This is a genomic window from Burkholderia sp. E168m15, assembly GCF_016586105.1.
GTDB classification, from domain to species: Bacteria; Pseudomonadota; Gammaproteobacteria; order Burkholderiales; family Burkholderiaceae; genus Burkholderia; species Burkholderia orbicola.
In genome coordinates this window covers 1-15,218 of record NZ_BCPO01000081.1, presented here as the reverse complement: position 1 = coordinate 15,218, position 15,218 = coordinate 1, and the positions used below count along the sequence as shown (strand labels likewise).

The 15,218-nt window shown below is 66.6% G+C and carries 13 protein-coding genes; 11 read left to right on the top strand and 2 right to left on the bottom strand.

Features of this window, described 5'->3' with window-relative positions; all coding sequences use genetic code 11:
• Positions 1–78: 78 nt before the first annotated feature.
• The 5 genes from JMF86_RS13855 to purU all read left to right on the top strand — a co-directional run bounded on the left by JMF86_RS13855 (position 79) and on the right by purU (position 5,261).
• Positions 79–2,085 (top strand): monovalent cation:proton antiporter family protein, encoded by a 2,007-nt coding sequence (locus JMF86_RS13855; RefSeq protein ID WP_012329236.1) that lies wholly within the window; start codon positions 79–81, stop codon positions 2,083–2,085.
• A gap of 77 nt (positions 2,086–2,162) precedes the next feature.
• Positions 2,163–2,729: an adenine phosphoribosyltransferase gene (locus JMF86_RS13850; protein ID WP_012329235.1), complete on the top strand. Its 567-nt coding sequence runs from the start codon at positions 2,163–2,165 to the stop codon at positions 2,727–2,729.
• A gap of 87 nt (positions 2,730–2,816) precedes the next feature.
• A complete protein-coding gene (locus JMF86_RS13845; RefSeq protein WP_011694405.1) occupies positions 2,817–3,431 on the top strand; it encodes a LysE family translocator in 615 nt (204 codons plus the stop codon).
• Positions 3,432–3,436: 5 nt separating this feature from the next.
• The gene (locus tag JMF86_RS13840; RefSeq protein WP_054928058.1) at positions 3,437–4,303 is read left to right on the top strand and encodes an NUDIX hydrolase family protein; all 867 of its coding nucleotides are present in this window, start codon (positions 3,437–3,439) and stop codon (positions 4,301–4,303) included.
• A gap of 73 nt (positions 4,304–4,376) precedes the next feature.
• The gene (purU, locus tag JMF86_RS13835; protein WP_006483149.1) at positions 4,377–5,261 is read left to right on the top strand and encodes a formyltetrahydrofolate deformylase; all 885 of its coding nucleotides are present in this window, start codon (positions 4,377–4,379) and stop codon (positions 5,259–5,261) included.
• 89 nt (positions 5,262–5,350) lie between these two features.
• Here purU and JMF86_RS13830 read toward each other — a convergent pair whose 3' ends face one another.
• Both JMF86_RS13830 and uvrA read right to left on the bottom strand, forming a co-directional pair.
• Positions 5,351–6,433 (bottom strand): AI-2E family transporter, encoded by a 1,083-nt coding sequence (locus tag JMF86_RS13830; RefSeq protein ID WP_006477797.1) that lies wholly within the window; start codon positions 6,431–6,433, stop codon positions 5,351–5,353.
• A 239-nt stretch (positions 6,434–6,672) separates the two neighbouring features.
• Entirely contained in the window at positions 6,673–9,558 is a 2,886-nt protein-coding gene (gene uvrA / locus JMF86_RS13825) for an excinuclease ABC subunit UvrA (RefSeq protein WP_054928049.1), read from the bottom strand.
• A 264-nt stretch (positions 9,559–9,822) separates the two neighbouring features.
• On the opposite strand from uvrA, the gene JMF86_RS13820 reads away from it, so the two are divergent.
• The 6 genes from JMF86_RS13820 to phaP all read left to right on the top strand — a co-directional run bounded on the left by JMF86_RS13820 (position 9,823) and on the right by phaP (position 14,893).
• Positions 9,823–11,010, top strand: a complete 1,188-nt coding sequence (locus tag JMF86_RS13820; RefSeq protein ID WP_006477799.1) for an MFS transporter — start codon at positions 9,823–9,825, stop codon at positions 11,008–11,010.
• Positions 11,011–11,113: 103 nt separating this feature from the next.
• Complete coding sequence (locus JMF86_RS13815; protein WP_006477800.1) at positions 11,114–11,668, top strand: single-stranded DNA-binding protein; 555 nt, start codon at positions 11,114–11,116, stop codon at positions 11,666–11,668.
• Between the two features lie 122 nt (positions 11,669–11,790).
• On the top strand, positions 11,791–12,321 hold the full coding sequence (gene mug / locus JMF86_RS13810) for a G/U mismatch-specific DNA glycosylase (RefSeq protein WP_054928048.1): 531 nt from the start codon (positions 11,791–11,793) through the stop codon (positions 12,319–12,321).
• On the top strand, positions 12,308–12,931 hold the full coding sequence (locus JMF86_RS13805; protein ID WP_011546226.1) for a DNA-3-methyladenine glycosylase: 624 nt from the start codon (positions 12,308–12,310) through the stop codon (positions 12,929–12,931). The genes mug and JMF86_RS13805 overlap by 14 nt, the downstream gene beginning before the upstream one ends.
• 113 nt (positions 12,932–13,044) lie before the next feature.
• Positions 13,045–13,809: a ParA family protein gene (locus JMF86_RS13800; RefSeq protein ID WP_011546225.1), complete on the top strand. Its 765-nt coding sequence runs from the start codon at positions 13,045–13,047 to the stop codon at positions 13,807–13,809.
• 499 nt (positions 13,810–14,308) lie between these two features.
• Positions 14,309–14,893 (top strand): TIGR01841 family phasin, encoded by a 585-nt coding sequence (phaP, locus tag JMF86_RS13795; RefSeq protein WP_011694404.1) that lies wholly within the window; start codon positions 14,309–14,311, stop codon positions 14,891–14,893.
• Positions 14,894–15,218 lie beyond the last annotated feature (325 nt).

The following is a 15,218-nucleotide window of genomic DNA, read 5'->3' as shown; positions in this document are numbered from 1 at the left end:
TCGTCCGAAGCAGCCTGTCCACCGCCACCACCCCGCGCCCGCATTGCCGTGGCCCCGACGAACGAGGACGCTTCGCCTGTGATTTCCCCGCTCGAAATGACCCTGCTGCTGCTGCTGGCCTCAGTGGTGGGCGTCGTCGTATTCCGCTCGTTGAACCTGCCGCCGATGCTCGGCTACCTGACCGTCGGCATCCTGGTCGGCCCGCACGCATTCGGCGTCGCGGCGGATCTCGAACGGGCCGAGCACCTCGCGGAATTCGGCGTGGTGTTCCTGATGTTTTCGATCGGCCTCGAATTCTCGCTGGCGAAGCTGAGGTCGATGCAGCGGCTCGTGTTCGGGCTCGGCCTCTTGCAGGTCGTCGCGACCCTCGTGCTCGCGCTCGTGCTCGGCGCGCTGTTCGAGCACTGGGTGCACATCACGTGGCAGGGCAGCATCGCGCTCGGCGGCGCGCTCGCGATGTCGTCGACGGCGATCGTGTCGAAGATGCTCGCCGAGCGGCTCGAGATCGAGACCGAGCACGGCCGCAACATCTTCGGCGTGCTGCTGTTCCAGGATCTCGCGGTGGTGCCGCTCTTGATCGTGATCGCCGCGTTCGGCGCGGAATCGTCGAAGGATCTCGCGCTCACGCTCGGCTTCGCGGCGGTCAAGATCGTGATCGCGCTCGCGCTGCTGCTCGTCATCGGCCAGCGCTTCATGACGCGCTGGCTCAACGTCGTCGCGCGGCGCCGCTCGCAGGAGCTGTTCGTGCTGAACCTGCTGCTCGTCACGCTCGGCGCCGCGTTCATCACCGACCGCTTCGGCCTGTCGCTCGCGCTCGGCGCGTTCATCGCCGGGATGCTCATTTCCGAGACGCCGTTCCGCCATCAGGTGGAAGAGGACATCAAGCCGTTCCGCGACGTGCTGCTCGGCCTGTTCTTCGTGACGACGGGGATGCTGCTCGATCCGCGCGTGATCTGGGAGCATCCGTTGATCGTGCTCGGCTTCTTCGTCGGGCAGATCCTGTTCAAGGCGACGATGATCGCCGGGCTCGCGCGGCTGTTCGGCGCGACGCCGGGCGTCGCGATGCGCACCGGCATCGGCCTCGCGCAGGCCGGCGAATTCGGCTTCGTGCTGCTGAACCTGATCCTCGACCGGCATCTCGTCGATTCGACGCTGCTGCAGGCGATCCTCGCGTCGATGCTGCTGTCGATGCTCGCCGCGCCGTTCCTGATCCAGAATGCCGACCGCATCGTGATGCGGCTGTCGTCGACGGAATGGATGCAGCAGTCGCTGCAGATGACGCGGATCGCGACGCAAAGCCTCAAGCAGCGCGGCCACGTGATCATCTGCGGCTACGGCCGCGCGGGCCAGAACCTCGCGCGCATGCTCGAACAGGAAGGTATTTCGTACGTCGCGCTCGACCTCGATCCCGATCGCGTGAGTGCTGCGGCGACCGCCGGCGAATCGGTCGTGTTCGGCGACGCGGCGCGCCGCGAGTCGCTGCTCGCGGCCGGTATCCACCGGGCGGCGGCCGTCGCGATCACCTACGCGAACACGCCGTCCGCGCTGCGCGTGCTGCATCACGTGCACGAGCTCGAGCCGACGCTGCCCGCGATCGTGCGCACCGTCGACGATGCCGATCTCGAGAAGCTGCTCGCGGCCGGCGCGACCGAAGTGATTCCGGAGATCGTCGAGGGCAGCCTGATGCTCGCGTCGCACACGCTGGTGCTGGTCGGCGTGCCGATGCGCAAGGTCGTGCGGCGCGTCGAGGAGATGCGCGACGAGCGCTACAGCCTGCTGCGCGGCTATTTCCGCGGCGCGGACGATGCGGACGACGACGATCACGAGCAGGTGCGGCTACAATCGGTGCCGGTCGACGCGCGCGCGGACGCGGTCGGGCGTTCGCTGGAAGAACTCGGGCTGTACGCGCTCGGGCTGGAAGTCACGGCGATCCGCCGGCACGGCATCCGCGGCGTCGAACCCGATCCGCAGACCAAGCTGCGCGCGAGCGACATCGTGGTGCTGCGCGGGCTGCCCGAGGCGCTCGCGCTCGCGGAGGAGCGGTTGTCGCGCCATCGGCGCGATCCGCCGGCCGCGGCTGCGTGAGCCGCGATTCACAACCCGACCCGTATTGATCAGAAACGGTGCCCGATCTTCGCGCACCGTTTTTTTCGGAGAGTTTCATGCCGCATTCGTCGCCGGGCGCACCGCTCGATCCGGTCGCCTTCATCCACAGCCAGATCCGCACGGTGCCCGACTGGCCGCAGCCCGGCGTGCAGTTCCGCGACATTACGACGCTGCTGCAGAGCCCGAAGGCGCTGCGCATCCTCGTCGACCTGTTCGTCGAACGCTATGTCGACGCGAAGCTCGACTACGTCGCGGGGCTCGACGCGCGCGGCTTCATCATCGCGCCGATCGTCGCGTACGAGCTGAGCGTCGGCTTCGTGCCGATCCGCAAGGTCGGCAAGCTGCCGTACAAGACGCGTTCGGAGTCGTACGACCTCGAATACGGCAGCGCGACGGTCGAGATCCACGAAGATGCGTGCAAGCCCGGCGACCGCGTGATCATCATGGACGATCTGATCGCGACCGGCGGCACGATGATGGCGGGGCGCAATCTGCTGCAGCGGCTCGGCGCGGAGGTCGTCGAAGGCGCGGCGATCATCGACCTGCCCGATCTCGGCGGCTCGACGCTGCTGCGCAACGCCGGACTGCCGGTCTATACCGTTACCGAATTCGCCGGCCACTGAACGCCGGTCCGTCGGGGTTTGCCGCCCCGGCTGGCCTCGGTTCACGCTTGGTTCACCGCTTGGTTCACCTTCCGCAGCGAGGTCACGATGCCCAACTTCATGCTGTTTCTCGCCACGTCGGTCGCGATCACGTTCGCGCCGGGTCCCGACAACCTGCAGGTGCTCGCCCGCGGCATCTCGCAGGGCCGCGCGGCCGGCTTCGTCGCCGCGCTCGGCTTCACGGCGGGAATCCTGTTCCACACGACGCTCGCGGCGCTCGGCGTGGCGGCCGTGCTGCGTTCGTCGCCGGTCGCGTTCCAGATCCTGAAGCTCGCGGGCGCCGCGTACCTCGTGTGGATCGGCATCAAGGCGCTGCGCAGCCAGGGTCTCGCGAACGCGCATGCGCGGCCGCCGCAGCCGCTCGGCACGATCTTCCGGCAGAGCGTGATCGGCAACCTGATGAACCCGAAGGTCACGCTGTTCTTCGTCGTGTTCCTGCCGCAGTTCGTCGATCCGCACGGCGCGCAGAGCGTGACGCTGCAGATGTTCGAGCTCGGCGCGCTGTTCATGCTGCAGACGGCCGCGGTCTTCTCGCTGTTCGGCGTCGGCGCGGGCATGATCGGCACGTGGCTGAAGCGGCGCCCGAAGGCCGGCGTGTGGCTCGACCGGATCGCGGGCGCCACGTTCATCGCGATCGGCATCCGCGTCGCACTGAAGGATTGATGACGATGACGTTTCCGTGCATCGCGGCCGCGCGCCGCTTCGATCCGGCCGCGCACCTGCGTTTCGAGATCGCCGGCCAGGCGGTCGGCTGGGTGCGCCGCCAGGACGTCGCGAAGCTCGCGCGCTGGCCCGACGTGTTCGAGCTGACCGGCGAGCGCGTCGTGCTGTCGGCGCGCTACGATTCGGTCGATGCGCGCAGCATGGCGTTGGCCAGCGCGATCGGCGCGCTCGCGGCCGAGGGCGCGATTCCCGGCTGGCGCGACGAGATCTACGCGATCCGCAACCGCTTCGACGATCCGCCGCTCGCGTATATCGAGCGCGCCGCGTCGCGCTTCTTCGGCACGCAGACCTATGCGGTGCACGTGAACGGCATCGTAGAATATGCGGTTACGCCGGGCGAGCCGCCCGTCGCGACCGCGCCGAAGATGTGGCTCGGCCGCCGCAGCGCGACCAAGGCGACCGACCCCGGCATGCTCGACAACGTCGTCGCGGGCGGGATCGGCTGGGGGCTGGGCGTTCACGAGACGCTCGCGAAGGAATGCTGGGAAGAAGCCGGCATTCCGGCCGACCTGGCGGCGCGCGCGATCGCGGGCCGCACGGTGCAGGTACTGAACTCGCTGCCGGAAGGCACGCAGTCCGAACTGATCTTCGTGTACGACCTGCCGCTGCCGCACGATTTCGCGCCGCGCAACCAGGATGGCGAAGTGGCCGAGCACCTGCTGGCCGGCGTGCCCGAGGTGATCGGCTGGCTGCGCGAAGGCCGCGCGACGATGGATGCGAGCCTCGCGACGCTCGACACGCTGCTGCGTCACCGCTGGATCGCGGCGGCCGACGCGGCCGGCATCGACGCGCTGTTCGTGCCGGCTGCATGACGTGCACTGCGACGCGCGCCGCGCGGCGCGAACGGGCAATTTGACGAATACGGAAACAATGGGAGTAGCGGTCATGCCGACCGATCACAGCTTTATCTTGAAACTGTCGTGCCCTGACCGGCACGGCATCGTCCATGCGGTCTCGGGCTTCCTGTTCGAGCGCAGCAACAACATCCTCGATTCCGCGCAGTTCGGCGACAGCCGCACCAGCGAGTTCTTCATGCGCGTGCACTTCGAACAGGACGGCGGCGGCGTGGATGCCGCGTCGGCGCTCGACACGCTTCGCAAGGAGTTCGCGCCGCTCGCCGAACAGTTCTCGATGCGCTGGGAGTTGCACGATGCGGCCGTGAAGCCGCGCGTCGTGATCATGGTGTCGAAGATCGGCCACTGCCTGAACGATCTGCTGTTCCGCTATCGCACCGGCCAGCTGCCGATCGAGATTCCGGCGATCGTGTCGAACCACAAGGAGTTCTACCAGCTTGCCGCGAGCTACAACATTCCGTTCCATCACTTTCCGCTGATCGGCGGCTCGTCCGATGCCGCGAAGGCCGCGCAGGAAGCACGCGTGCTGGAAGTGATCGACGAGCACCAGGCCGATCTCGTCGTGCTCGCGCGCTACATGCAGATCCTGTCGCCGAACATGTGCGAGCAGCTCGCCGGGCGCGCGATCAACATCCACCATTCGTTCCTGCCGAGCTTCAAGGGCGCGAAGCCGTACTACCAGGCCTTCGACCGCGGCGTGAAGCTGATCGGCGCGACCGCGCACTACGTGACGACCGATCTCGACGAAGGCCCGATCATCGAGCAGGAAGTCGAGCGCGTCGACCACAGCATGACGCCCGACCAGCTGACCGCGATCGGCCGCGACGTCGAGTGCGTGACGCTCGCGCGGGCGGTGAAGTGGCACGTCGAGCACCGGATCGTGCTGAACGGGACGAAGACGGTCGTGTTCCGCTGATCCGTCGGCCCCCAACGGCCGGCTCCACAAGCGAAAACGCCGCGCCCTTCACGGGGCGCGGCGTTTTTGTTTGCCGGTGGCGGGCGGCTTCAGATCAGCCGCAGCAGGTACAACTCGCGTTTCAGGTACGCATAGAAGATCGGCGCGGCGATCACGCCCGGCAGCCCGAACGCGGCTTCCATGATCAGCATCGCGAGCAGCAGCTCCCACGCGCGCGACTCGATCTGGCCGCCGATGATCTTCGCGTTCAGGAAGTATTCGAGCTTGTGGATGACCACGAGGAACGCGAGCGACGCGATCGCGGTGCCCATGCTGACCGACAGCGACACCGCGACGATCAGCGTGTTCGAGATCAGGTTGCCGATCACCGGCAGCAGGCCGACGATGAACGTGACCAGCACGAGCGTTTTCGACAGCGGCAGCCGTTGATGGAAGATCGGCAGCGCGACGAGCAGGTAGATGCCGGTGAATGCCGCGTTGATCGCCGAGATCTTGATCTGCGCGAACACGATGCGGCGGAACGCGTCGGCGAAGCGCGACACGCGCGTGACGAGCGCGGTCGACAGCGGTCGGCGCACCTTGCCCTGCTCGACGCCGATCGCGATCATCGCGCCGATGATCATCCCGAACAGCACGTGGCCGAAGCCGCGCGCGACGCTCTTGCCGCTTTGCTGGAGCTGGTCCATGTGCGAGTGCATCAGCACGGCCGCCTTCGTCTTCATCTGTTCGACGTCGACGGGCAGCAGGTTGGCGATCCAGGCCGGCGTGCGGGCGCGGGTCTGCTCGACGATCTGCATCAACTGGCCGAGCAGGCTCTGCAGGTTCGGCACCGTGTGTTCGAAATGCTCGATGATGGCGAGCGTCAGGCCGGTGAGCGCGCCGACGATCGCGATCGACAGCAGCACGACGGCGACCCAGCGCGCGCGCATGCTGGTGGTATGGCGTTCGATCACGGGCGCGATCGTGTGGATCAACTGGTAGACCAGCAGGCCGGCCAGCATCCCGCCGAGCAGCTTGAGCTCGAGGACGAGCCACATCATGACGAGCGCGAAGAGATAGCTGCCGATCTCGAGTGCCGACAGCTTCGGCAGGCTCAAGTCGCTCGTCAGCCGCACGCTGCGCAGGTGCGGCTCGCGGTTCTGCGTGTCGCGCGACTCTTGTTGCTTCTCCATCGTGGATTCCTGTCGTCCGTATGTCGTGCCGCGCCGCGCGCGGTAGCGCGCGGGTCGCCCGGCGCCGCACCGGATTGGTGCGGATGGCGAACCTTACGACCGTAAAGTATAGCTGCCATTATGGTCCGCAAACGGGCCGTTTGGCGCGTGGTGTAAACGCAGAAGGGAAAACGAGGGGGCGCGGCGGCTACGACGAGCGCGCGGCCGGGCGGCCGCGCGCGGGCAGGGTGGAACGGGCGTCAGCCGGCCGCGACTTTGCGGGTCGGACGCTTGAGCAGCGGTGCGAGGTACTTGCCGGTGAAGCTCGCCTTCGTCTTCGCGACCTGCTCGGGCGTGCCCTGCGCGATGATCTGGCCACCGCCGGCGCCGCCTTCGGGGCCGAGGTCGATCACCCAGTCGGCCGTCTTGATCACGTCGAGGTTGTGCTCGATGATCACGACCGTGTTGCCCTGGTCGCGCAGCCGGTGGATCACTTCCAGCAGCAGCGCGATGTCGTGGAAGTGCAGGCCGGTGGTCGGCTCGTCGAGGATGTACAGCGTGCGGCCGGTGTCGCGCTTGGACAGCTCCAGCGACAGCTTCACGCGCTGCGCCTCGCCGCCCGACAGCGTCGTGGCCGACTGGCCGAGGCGGATGTAGCCGAGGCCGACGTCGAGCAGCGTCTTCAGCTTGCGCGCGATGACCGGCACCGCGCTGAAGAACTCGTACGCATGCTCGACCGTCATGTCGAGCACTTCGCTGATGTTCTTGCCCTTGTAGTGCACTTCGAGCGTTTCGCGGTTGTAGCGCTTGCCGTGGCACACGTCGCACGGCACGTAGACGTCCGGCAAAAAGTGCATCTCGACCTTCAGCACGCCGTCGCCCTGGCACGATTCGCAACGGCCGCCCTTCACGTTGAACGAGAAGCGGCCCGGATCGTAGCCGCGCTCCTTCGACGTCGGCACGCCCGAGAACAGCTCGCGGATCGGCGTGAACAGGCCCGTGTACGTGGCCGGGTTCGAGCGCGGCGTGCGGCCGATCGGCGACTGGTCGACGTTGATCACCTTGTCGAAGTGCTCGAGGCCCTCGATCGCCTCGTGCGGCGCCGGTTCGGCCGCCGAGCCGTACAGGTGGCGCGCGACCGCGTGATACAGCGTGTCGTTGATCAGCGTCGACTTGCCGGAGCCGGACACGCCGGTGATGCAGGTCAGGAGGCCGACCGGCAGTTCGAGATCGACGTGCTTCAGGTTGTTGCCGTGCGCGTCGACGATGCGCAGCATCCGCTCCGGATCGGGCGCGAGCCGCTCGTCCGGGTACTCGATCACGCGCTTGCCGAGCAGGTACTGGCCGGTCAGCGACTGCGGGTTCGACTGCACCTGCTTCGGCGTGCCTTCGGCGACCACGACGCCGCCGTGCTCGCCCGCGCCGGGGCCCATGTCGACCACGTAGTCGGCCGTGCGGATCATGTCCTCGTCGTGCTCGACGACGATCACCGAGTTACCGAGGTCGCGCAGGTGCTTGAGCGTCGCGATCAGGCGGTCGTTGTCGCGCTGGTGCAGGCCGATCGACGGCTCGTCGAGCACGTACATCACGCCCGTGAGCCCCGAGCCGATCTGCGACGCGAGCCGGATGCGCTGCGCCTCGCCACCCGACAGGGTTTCCGCGCTGCGCTCGAGCGACAGGTAGTCGAGGCCGACGTTGTTCAGGAACGTCAGGCGCGCGACGATTTCCTTGATCACCTTGTCGGCGATCTCGCGCTTCGCGCCTTCGAGCGTCAGCCCGTCGAAATAGCCGAGCGCGTCGCGCAGCGGCCAGCCGCTGATCTCATAGATGCCGCGCGCGTGGTCGCCGGTGCCGATCCGCACGTGGCGCGCTTCGCGGCGCAGGCGCGTGCCGTCGCACGACGGGCACGGCTGGTTGTTCTGGTACTTCGACAGCTCTTCGCGCACCGCGACCGAATCGGTCTCGCGGTAGCGGCGCTCGAGGTTCGGGATGATCCCTTCGAATACGTGCTCGCGGATCGTCGTGCGGCCGCGCTCGTTGATGTACGAGAACGGGATCGTCTGCTTGCCCGAGCCGAACAGCAGCACCTTGCGGATTTTTTCGGGCAGATCCTCGAATGCGGCGTCGATGTCGAATTCGTAGAACGCCGCGAGGCTCTGCAGCATCTGGAAGTAGAACTGGTTGCGGCGGTCCCAGCCCTTCACCGCGCCGGCGGCAAGCGACAGCGACGGGTGCGCGACGACCCGCTTCGGGTCGAAGAACGTGATCTGGCCGAGGCCGTCGCATTCCGGGCACGCGCCCATCGGGTTGTTGAACGAGAACAGGCGCGGCTCGAGCTCCTGCAGCGAGTACGAGCAGATCGGGCACGCGAACTTCGAGCTGAACAGGTGCTCGCGATCGGTATCCATCTCGAGCGCGATCGCGCGGCCGTCGGCGAGGCGCAGCGCGGTTTCGAACGATTCGGCGAGCCGCTGCTTCATGTCCGGGCGCACCTTCAGGCGATCGACGACGACGTCGATCGTGTGCTTGTCGTTCTTCTTCAGCTTCGGCAGCGACTCGACCTCGTAGATCTTCGCGGCGCCTTCGTTCGCGGCGCCGCCGCCCGAGCGCACGCGAAAGCGCACGAAGCCCTGCGCCTGCATGTCCTCGAACAGCTCGGCATGCTCGCCCTTGCGATCCGCGACGACGGGCGCGAGGATCATCAGCTTGGTCTCCTCGGGCAGCGCGAGCGCTGCGTCGACCATCTGCGACACGCTCTGCGCCTCGAGCGGGATGTCGTGATCGGGACAGTACGGCGTGCCGACCCGTGCGTACAAAAGTCGCAGGTAGTCGTGGATTTCCGTGACCGTGCCGACGGTCGAACGCGGGTTGTGGGACGTGGCCTTCTGCTCGATCGAGATCGCCGGCGACAGCCCCTCGATCAGGTCGACGTCGGGCTTCTCCATCAGCTGCAGGAACTGGCGGGCGTACGCGGACAGGCTTTCCACGTAGCGGCGCTGGCCTTCGGCATAAAGGGTGTCGAACGCGAGCGACGACTTGCCCGACCCGGACAACCCGGTAATCACGACCAGCTTGTGGCGCGGCAGGTCGAGATTGACGTTTTTCAGGTTGTGGGTGCGTGCCCCACGGATACGGATCTGTTCCATGAACCTGGCGAAAATGGAGGGAACCAAACCTGCTACTATAACGGCTTTTCGAGACCGTCGTTTACGGCCCCCAGCCTTTACAGCAGGTGGCAGCAAGGCGACACCTGCGCCGGGGAAAGCGGTCGCGCCGCACGGTTCCGGGCGGCCCGCAGGCCGTCTGCATCCGGCCCCGACGTGTCGTCCGAAAGGCCGCCAGGCCGCCGGTCCTGATCTTCCGCCGCCCGCTGCCGGGCGGACATTCCGATCATTCGAAATTCATTCCCGATGTCCAATCCGTCTGCCACGTCTTCCCGCATGACTGCGCCCGAACTGCGCGCGACCACGTCGCTCGCGGCGATCTTCGCGTTGCGCATGCTCGGCCTGTTCATGATCATGCCGGTGTTCTCGGTCTATGCGAAAACCATCCCGGGCGGCGACAACGTGCTGCTCGTCGGGATCGCGCTCGGGGCCTACGGCGTCACGCAGTCGCTGTTCTATATCTTCTACGGCTGGGCGTCCGACAAGTTCGGCCGCAAGCCGGTGATCGCCACGGGCCTCGTGATCTTCGCGCTCGGCAGCTTCGTCGCCGCGTTCGCGCACGACATCACGTGGATCATCGTCGGCCGCGTGATCCAGGGAATGGGCGCCGTGTCGTCGGCGGTGCTCGCGTTCATCGCCGACCTGACCTCCGAGCAGAACCGCACGAAGGCGATGGCGATGGTCGGCGGCTCGATCGGCGTGTCGTTCGCGGTCGCGATCGTCGGTGCGCCGATCGTGTTCCACTGGGTCGGGATGAGCGGGCTGTTCACGATCGTCGGCGTGCTGTCGATCCTCGCGATCGGCGTCGTGCTGTGGATCGTGCCCGACGCGGCGAAGCCCGTGCACGTGCGCGCGCCGTTCGCCGAGGTGCTGCACAACGTCGAACTGCTGCGCCTGAACTTCGGCGTGCTGGTGCTGCACGCGACGCAGACGGCGCTGTTCCTGGTCGTGCCGCGCCTCTTGGTCGACGGCGGGCTGCCGGTCGCCGCGCACTGGAAGGTCTACCTGCCGGTGATGGGGCTCGCGTTCGTGATGATGGTGCCGGCGATCATCGTCGCGGAAAAACGGGGCAAGATGAAGCCGGTGCTGCTCGGCGGCATTCTGGCTATCCTGATCGGCCAATTGTTGCTCGGCAGCGCACCGCATACCATTCTGATTGTGGCGGCGATCCTGTTCGTGTACTTCCTCGGGTTCAACATCCTGGAAGCGTCACAGCCGTCGCTCGTGTCGAAGCTCGCGCCGGGTTCGCGCAAGGGCGCGGCCACGGGCGTCTACAACACCACGCAGTCGATCGGGCTCGCGCTCGGCGGCATCGTGGGCGGCTGGCTGCTGAAGCACGGCGGCGCGAACACGGTCTTTTATACGTGTTCGGGGCTCGTTGCTGCCTGGCTTATAATCGCGGCCAGCATGAAAGCGCCGCCGCGCAAGGCCTGAACCTTTTATTTCGGGCAGGCATCGGCAGCGCGCCGGCTTGCCCCGGCGGGCCCCTGCGGCGATACACGCGGGCGGCCCCGCATCGAATTTACTGGAGAAACACATGGCATCCGTCAACAAGGTCATCCTCGTCGGCAACCTCGGCGCCGATCCTGAAGTCCGTTACCTGCCGAGCGGCGACGCGGTTGCGAACATCCGTCTCGCGACGACCGATCGCTACAAGGACAAGGCAAGCGGCGATTTCAAGGAAATGACCGAGTGGCATCGCGTCGCGTTCTTCGGCCGTCTGGCGGAGATCGTCAGCGAATACCTGAAGAAGGGTTCGTCGGTCTATATCGAAGGCCGCATCCGCACGCGCAAGTGGCAGGGTCAGGACGGCCAGGATCGTTACTCGACCGAAATCGTCGCCGAACAGATGCAGATGCTCGGTGGCCGCGGCGGTTCGGGCGGCGGCGGTGGCGGCGGTGACGAAGGCGGTTATGGCGGCGGCTACGGTGGTGGCGGTGGCGGTCGCGGCGAGCAGGCGGAGCGCGGCGGTGGTGGCGGCGGCCGTGCCAGCGGCGCGGCACGTGGCGGTGCGGGTGGCGGCGGCCAGAGCCGTCCGAGCGCACCGGCAGGCGGCGGCTTCGACGAGATGGACGACGATATTCCGTTCTGATCGCCAGTCGGCATCCTGCATCACGATGGGCCCGAACGTCCGAGCCAAGCCAGTCGCTTGGCCCGGGTTTTCGGGCCTCGTTTCGTTTACGTGGTTCCTGCACGCCGCACCCTGGATGAACCGTGGCTGACGCACTCCCCGACCTCATCGCGCCCCATCTCGACGTCCTGTTCTGCGGGATCAATCCCGGCCTGATCGCGGCCGCGACCGGTCATCACTTCGCGGGGAGAAACAACCGCTTCTGGCGCGTGATCCATCTCGCGGGCTTCACGCCGACGGAAATTTCGCCGCGGGACGATCGCGAGATTCTCCGTTACGGCTGCGGGCTGACGGCCGTGGTGCCGCGGCCGACCGCCAGTGCCGATCAGCTGTCGCGCGCGGAATTCGTGGCCGCGGCCGCCGGGTTCGAGCAGAAGGTCGCGCATCATGCGCCGCGCTTCGTCGCGTTTCTCGGCAAGGCGGCGTATGCGGCGCTGTCGGGGCAACGGGAAGCCGCGTGGGGATTGCAGCCGTCCCCTATCCAGCAGGCGCGGGTGTGGGTGCTCCCCAACCCCAGCGGCAGAAACCTTGCGTTCGGGCTCGACGATCTGGTCGATGCGTATCATGAGCTTCATCTCGCCGCGATGAAGGACCGGCACGATGCGACGCAGTAAGACGGCGGCGCCGTGGCCGGGCACCATCGTGCCGCGCGCGTTCTTCAACCGCATGGCCACCGAGGTGGCGCCGCAACTCCTGAACAAGATCCTCGCGGCAGCGGACGGCCGCGCCGGGCGCATCGTCGAAGTGGAAGCGTATGCGGGCGCGCTCGATCCGGCGGCGCACACCTATCGCGGCAAGACGCCGCGCAACGCGACGATGTTCGGGCCGCCCGGGCACTTCTACGTGTATTTCACGTACGGCATGCACTGGTGCTGCAACTGCGTGTGCGGCCCGGACGGCGCGGGAACGGGCGTGCTGATCCGTGCGCTGGAGCCGCTGCACGGGCTCGAGCAGATGCGCGCGGCGCGGCCGCCGCGCACGCGCGATCGCGACCTGTGCCGCGGCCCGGCTCGATTGACGCAGGCGATGGGGATCGGCGGCGCGCAGGATGGCGTCGACCTAGTCGGCGCGCGCGACGGGTTCGCGATCGTCGACGACGGGATGGCGCCACCCGCCGATCTGGCGGGCGGGCCGCGCATCGGCATTCGCGTCGGTCAGGATCTGCCGTGGCGGTGGAGCGTGCCCGGCAATCGATACGTATCGGGCGCGGTGCCGCGCATCTGACGCGTGCCGCGCCCAAGTCACATGCCCGTCGCGCCCGATTCGACCTGCGTCACGCGGTCGCCATTATTGATCGGCTAAGCTGGCCGTTTCGACGTTTCGATCGAGGGGACACCATGCGGCGGGTCGTATTCAACCAGAAGGGCGGCGTGGGCAAGTCGACGATCGTCTGCAACCTGGCGGCGATCAGCGCGAGCGAAGGATTGCGCACGCTCGTCATCGATCTCGATGCGCAGGCGAACTCGACGCGCTACCTGCTCGGCGACGCGGCGGCCGACGCGCAACCGGGCGTCGCCGGTTTCTTCGAAACCGCGCTGACCTTCAACTTCCGTCCGGTCGACGTCGCGTCGTTCATCCACGCGACCCCGTTCGAGGAGCTCGACGTGATGCCCGCGCATCCGGATCTCGATACGCTGCACGGCAAGCTCGAATCGCGCTACAAGATCTACAAGTTGCGCGACGCGCTGAACGAACTCGACATGTACGACGCCGTGTACATCGACACGCCGCCCGCGCTGAATTTCTATACGCGCTCGGCGCTGATCGCGGTCGAGCGCTGCCTGATCCCGTTCGACTGCGACGATTTCTCGCGGCGCGCGCTGTACACGTTGCTCGAGAACGTGAAGGAAATCCAGCAGGACCACAACGCGGCGCTCGAGGTGGAAGGGATCGTCATCAACCAGTTCCAGCCGCGCGCGAGCCTGCCGCAGCGGCTGGTCGACGAGCTCGTCGACGAAGGGCTGCCGGTGCTCGCGTCGCGGTTGTCCGCGTCGGTGAAGATCCGCGAATCACATCAGCAGTCGACGCCGGTGATCCATCTCGAGCCGACGCACAAGCTCGCGCAGGAGTTTCGCGCGCTGCATCGCGAACTGGCCGGTTGAGCCCGCGCCTGACCGGATCGACCAAGGCCGCTTCGAGCGGCCTTTTTTATCGCGACTCGTCATTCCTCCGATTATTGAATTCGTCATTTATAATCCGGAAAACGATTTCATAATAAATTCAGAAAAACGATTACATGGACTGCGGCTCCATTTTCAATGAAGGCCAGTTTTCTAATAAACAGAATAATGAATTGGTAAATATTGCGCGATGTCACGATGCGCTATGCTGCAAAAAGGTAAAAAGGCATTGCGGGTCGGACGCTCGGGTTGGTCATTCGCGATATCGGCGTGCAGCGGGCCTCGGCGGTCGCCGTATAGGGTAATAAGGGTTTATACCTATCATTAATGCCACTTAATTGACAATTAATCGCTCTAGAATGGTTTCCTTCAACTTCCCGTGCCCAAACAGGTAGCGGGTTGCCAATAAGGAAGCGACTGTCGATCAAGCTTCCACTTTTCTTTACGTTTGTCTCTCGCATTGTTAACAGGAGCGTGCCCGATGTCCGTATTTGCCCCCGAAAAACTCGCCGCCGATTATCAATCCGGTATCGCCGCCTGGTTCGCGATCGCCCGTCCGGCGATCCACGGCTTCGAGGCCGTCGTCGAACTCAACCTGCAAGCGGCCCGGACGGCGCTCGAGGAATACGAGGACAAGCTGAAGAACGCGTTCAACGCCAACAACCCGGCCGCGGGTTTCGCGCAACAGGTCGCCGCGCCGCAGGAAGCGGCCGGCAAGGCCGTGTCGTATGGGCGCCATTTGTTCGACATCGCGGTGTCGACGCAGTCCGAATGGGCGAAGGTCGCGCAGGCGCAGTACGAACAGAACGACAAGCGCCTGAAGGACGTGCTCGGCGAACTGTCGAAGCACGCGCCGGCCGGCTCGGCGCCGGTGGTGGCCGCGCTGAATTCGGCGCTGTCCGCGGCGAGCGCCGCGGCCGACTCCGTGCGTGCGGCGACGGGCCAGGCGATCGAAGCGGCGCAGAGCGGCTTCGATGCGGTCAGCGAAACGGCCACGCGCGGCGCCAAGCAGACGGCGGCCGCCGCCCGCAAGGACGCAGCGGCTGCGCGCGAATCGGCTGCGTAATCGCGCAAATGCGCGCATGAAGGCGCGCGTGAATGCGTGTCGCGCGTCGGCGCGACACGATTGATCGGCGCCGGACGGCGCCGGCGCCGCGTGTGCCACGCGGGGGCCGGCAAGCGTCCGGTGCGCCGCAAGACGTCCGTGCGCGGTGCCCGTGCAGCGGTGTGCCGTGCCGCCGGTGCGAACAGGCGCCACCCGTCAAGACCGCGGCGTGCGACCCCGACCCCGACCGCGATTGCGCCGGTTGGCGCGGCGCGTGCCATCGTCACGTGTGATCGCCTCGTGCCGGCGTCACGACGACAAACTGATTTCGATGCAGGGATTGAAC

Coding starts and splice junctions, on each gene's coding strand:
- JMF86_RS13850 (WP_012329235.1), top strand. CDS start 2,163: ATGCCGCATTCGTCGCCGGGCGCACCGCTCGATCCGGTCGCCTTCATC.
- JMF86_RS13845 (WP_011694405.1), top strand. CDS start 2,817: ATGCCCAACTTCATGCTGTTTCTCGCCACGTCGGTCGCGATCACGTTC.
- JMF86_RS13840 (WP_054928058.1), top strand. CDS start 3,437: ATGACGTTTCCGTGCATCGCGGCCGCGCGCCGCTTCGATCCGGCCGCG.
- purU (WP_006483149.1), top strand. CDS start 4,377: ATGCCGACCGATCACAGCTTTATCTTGAAACTGTCGTGCCCTGACCGG.
- JMF86_RS13830 (WP_006477797.1), bottom strand. CDS start 6,433: ATGGAGAAGCAACAAGAGTCGCGCGACACGCAGAACCGCGAGCCGCAC.
- uvrA (WP_054928049.1), bottom strand. CDS start 9,558: ATGGAACAGATCCGTATCCGTGGGGCACGCACCCACAACCTGAAAAAC.
- JMF86_RS13820 (WP_006477799.1), top strand. CDS start 9,823: ATGTCCAATCCGTCTGCCACGTCTTCCCGCATGACTGCGCCCGAACTG.
- JMF86_RS13815 (WP_006477800.1), top strand. CDS start 11,114: ATGGCATCCGTCAACAAGGTCATCCTCGTCGGCAACCTCGGCGCCGAT.
- JMF86_RS13805 (WP_011546226.1), top strand. CDS start 12,308: ATGCGACGCAGTAAGACGGCGGCGCCGTGGCCGGGCACCATCGTGCCG.
- JMF86_RS13800 (WP_011546225.1), top strand. CDS start 13,045: ATGCGGCGGGTCGTATTCAACCAGAAGGGCGGCGTGGGCAAGTCGACG.
- phaP (WP_011694404.1), top strand. CDS start 14,309: ATGTCCGTATTTGCCCCCGAAAAACTCGCCGCCGATTATCAATCCGGT.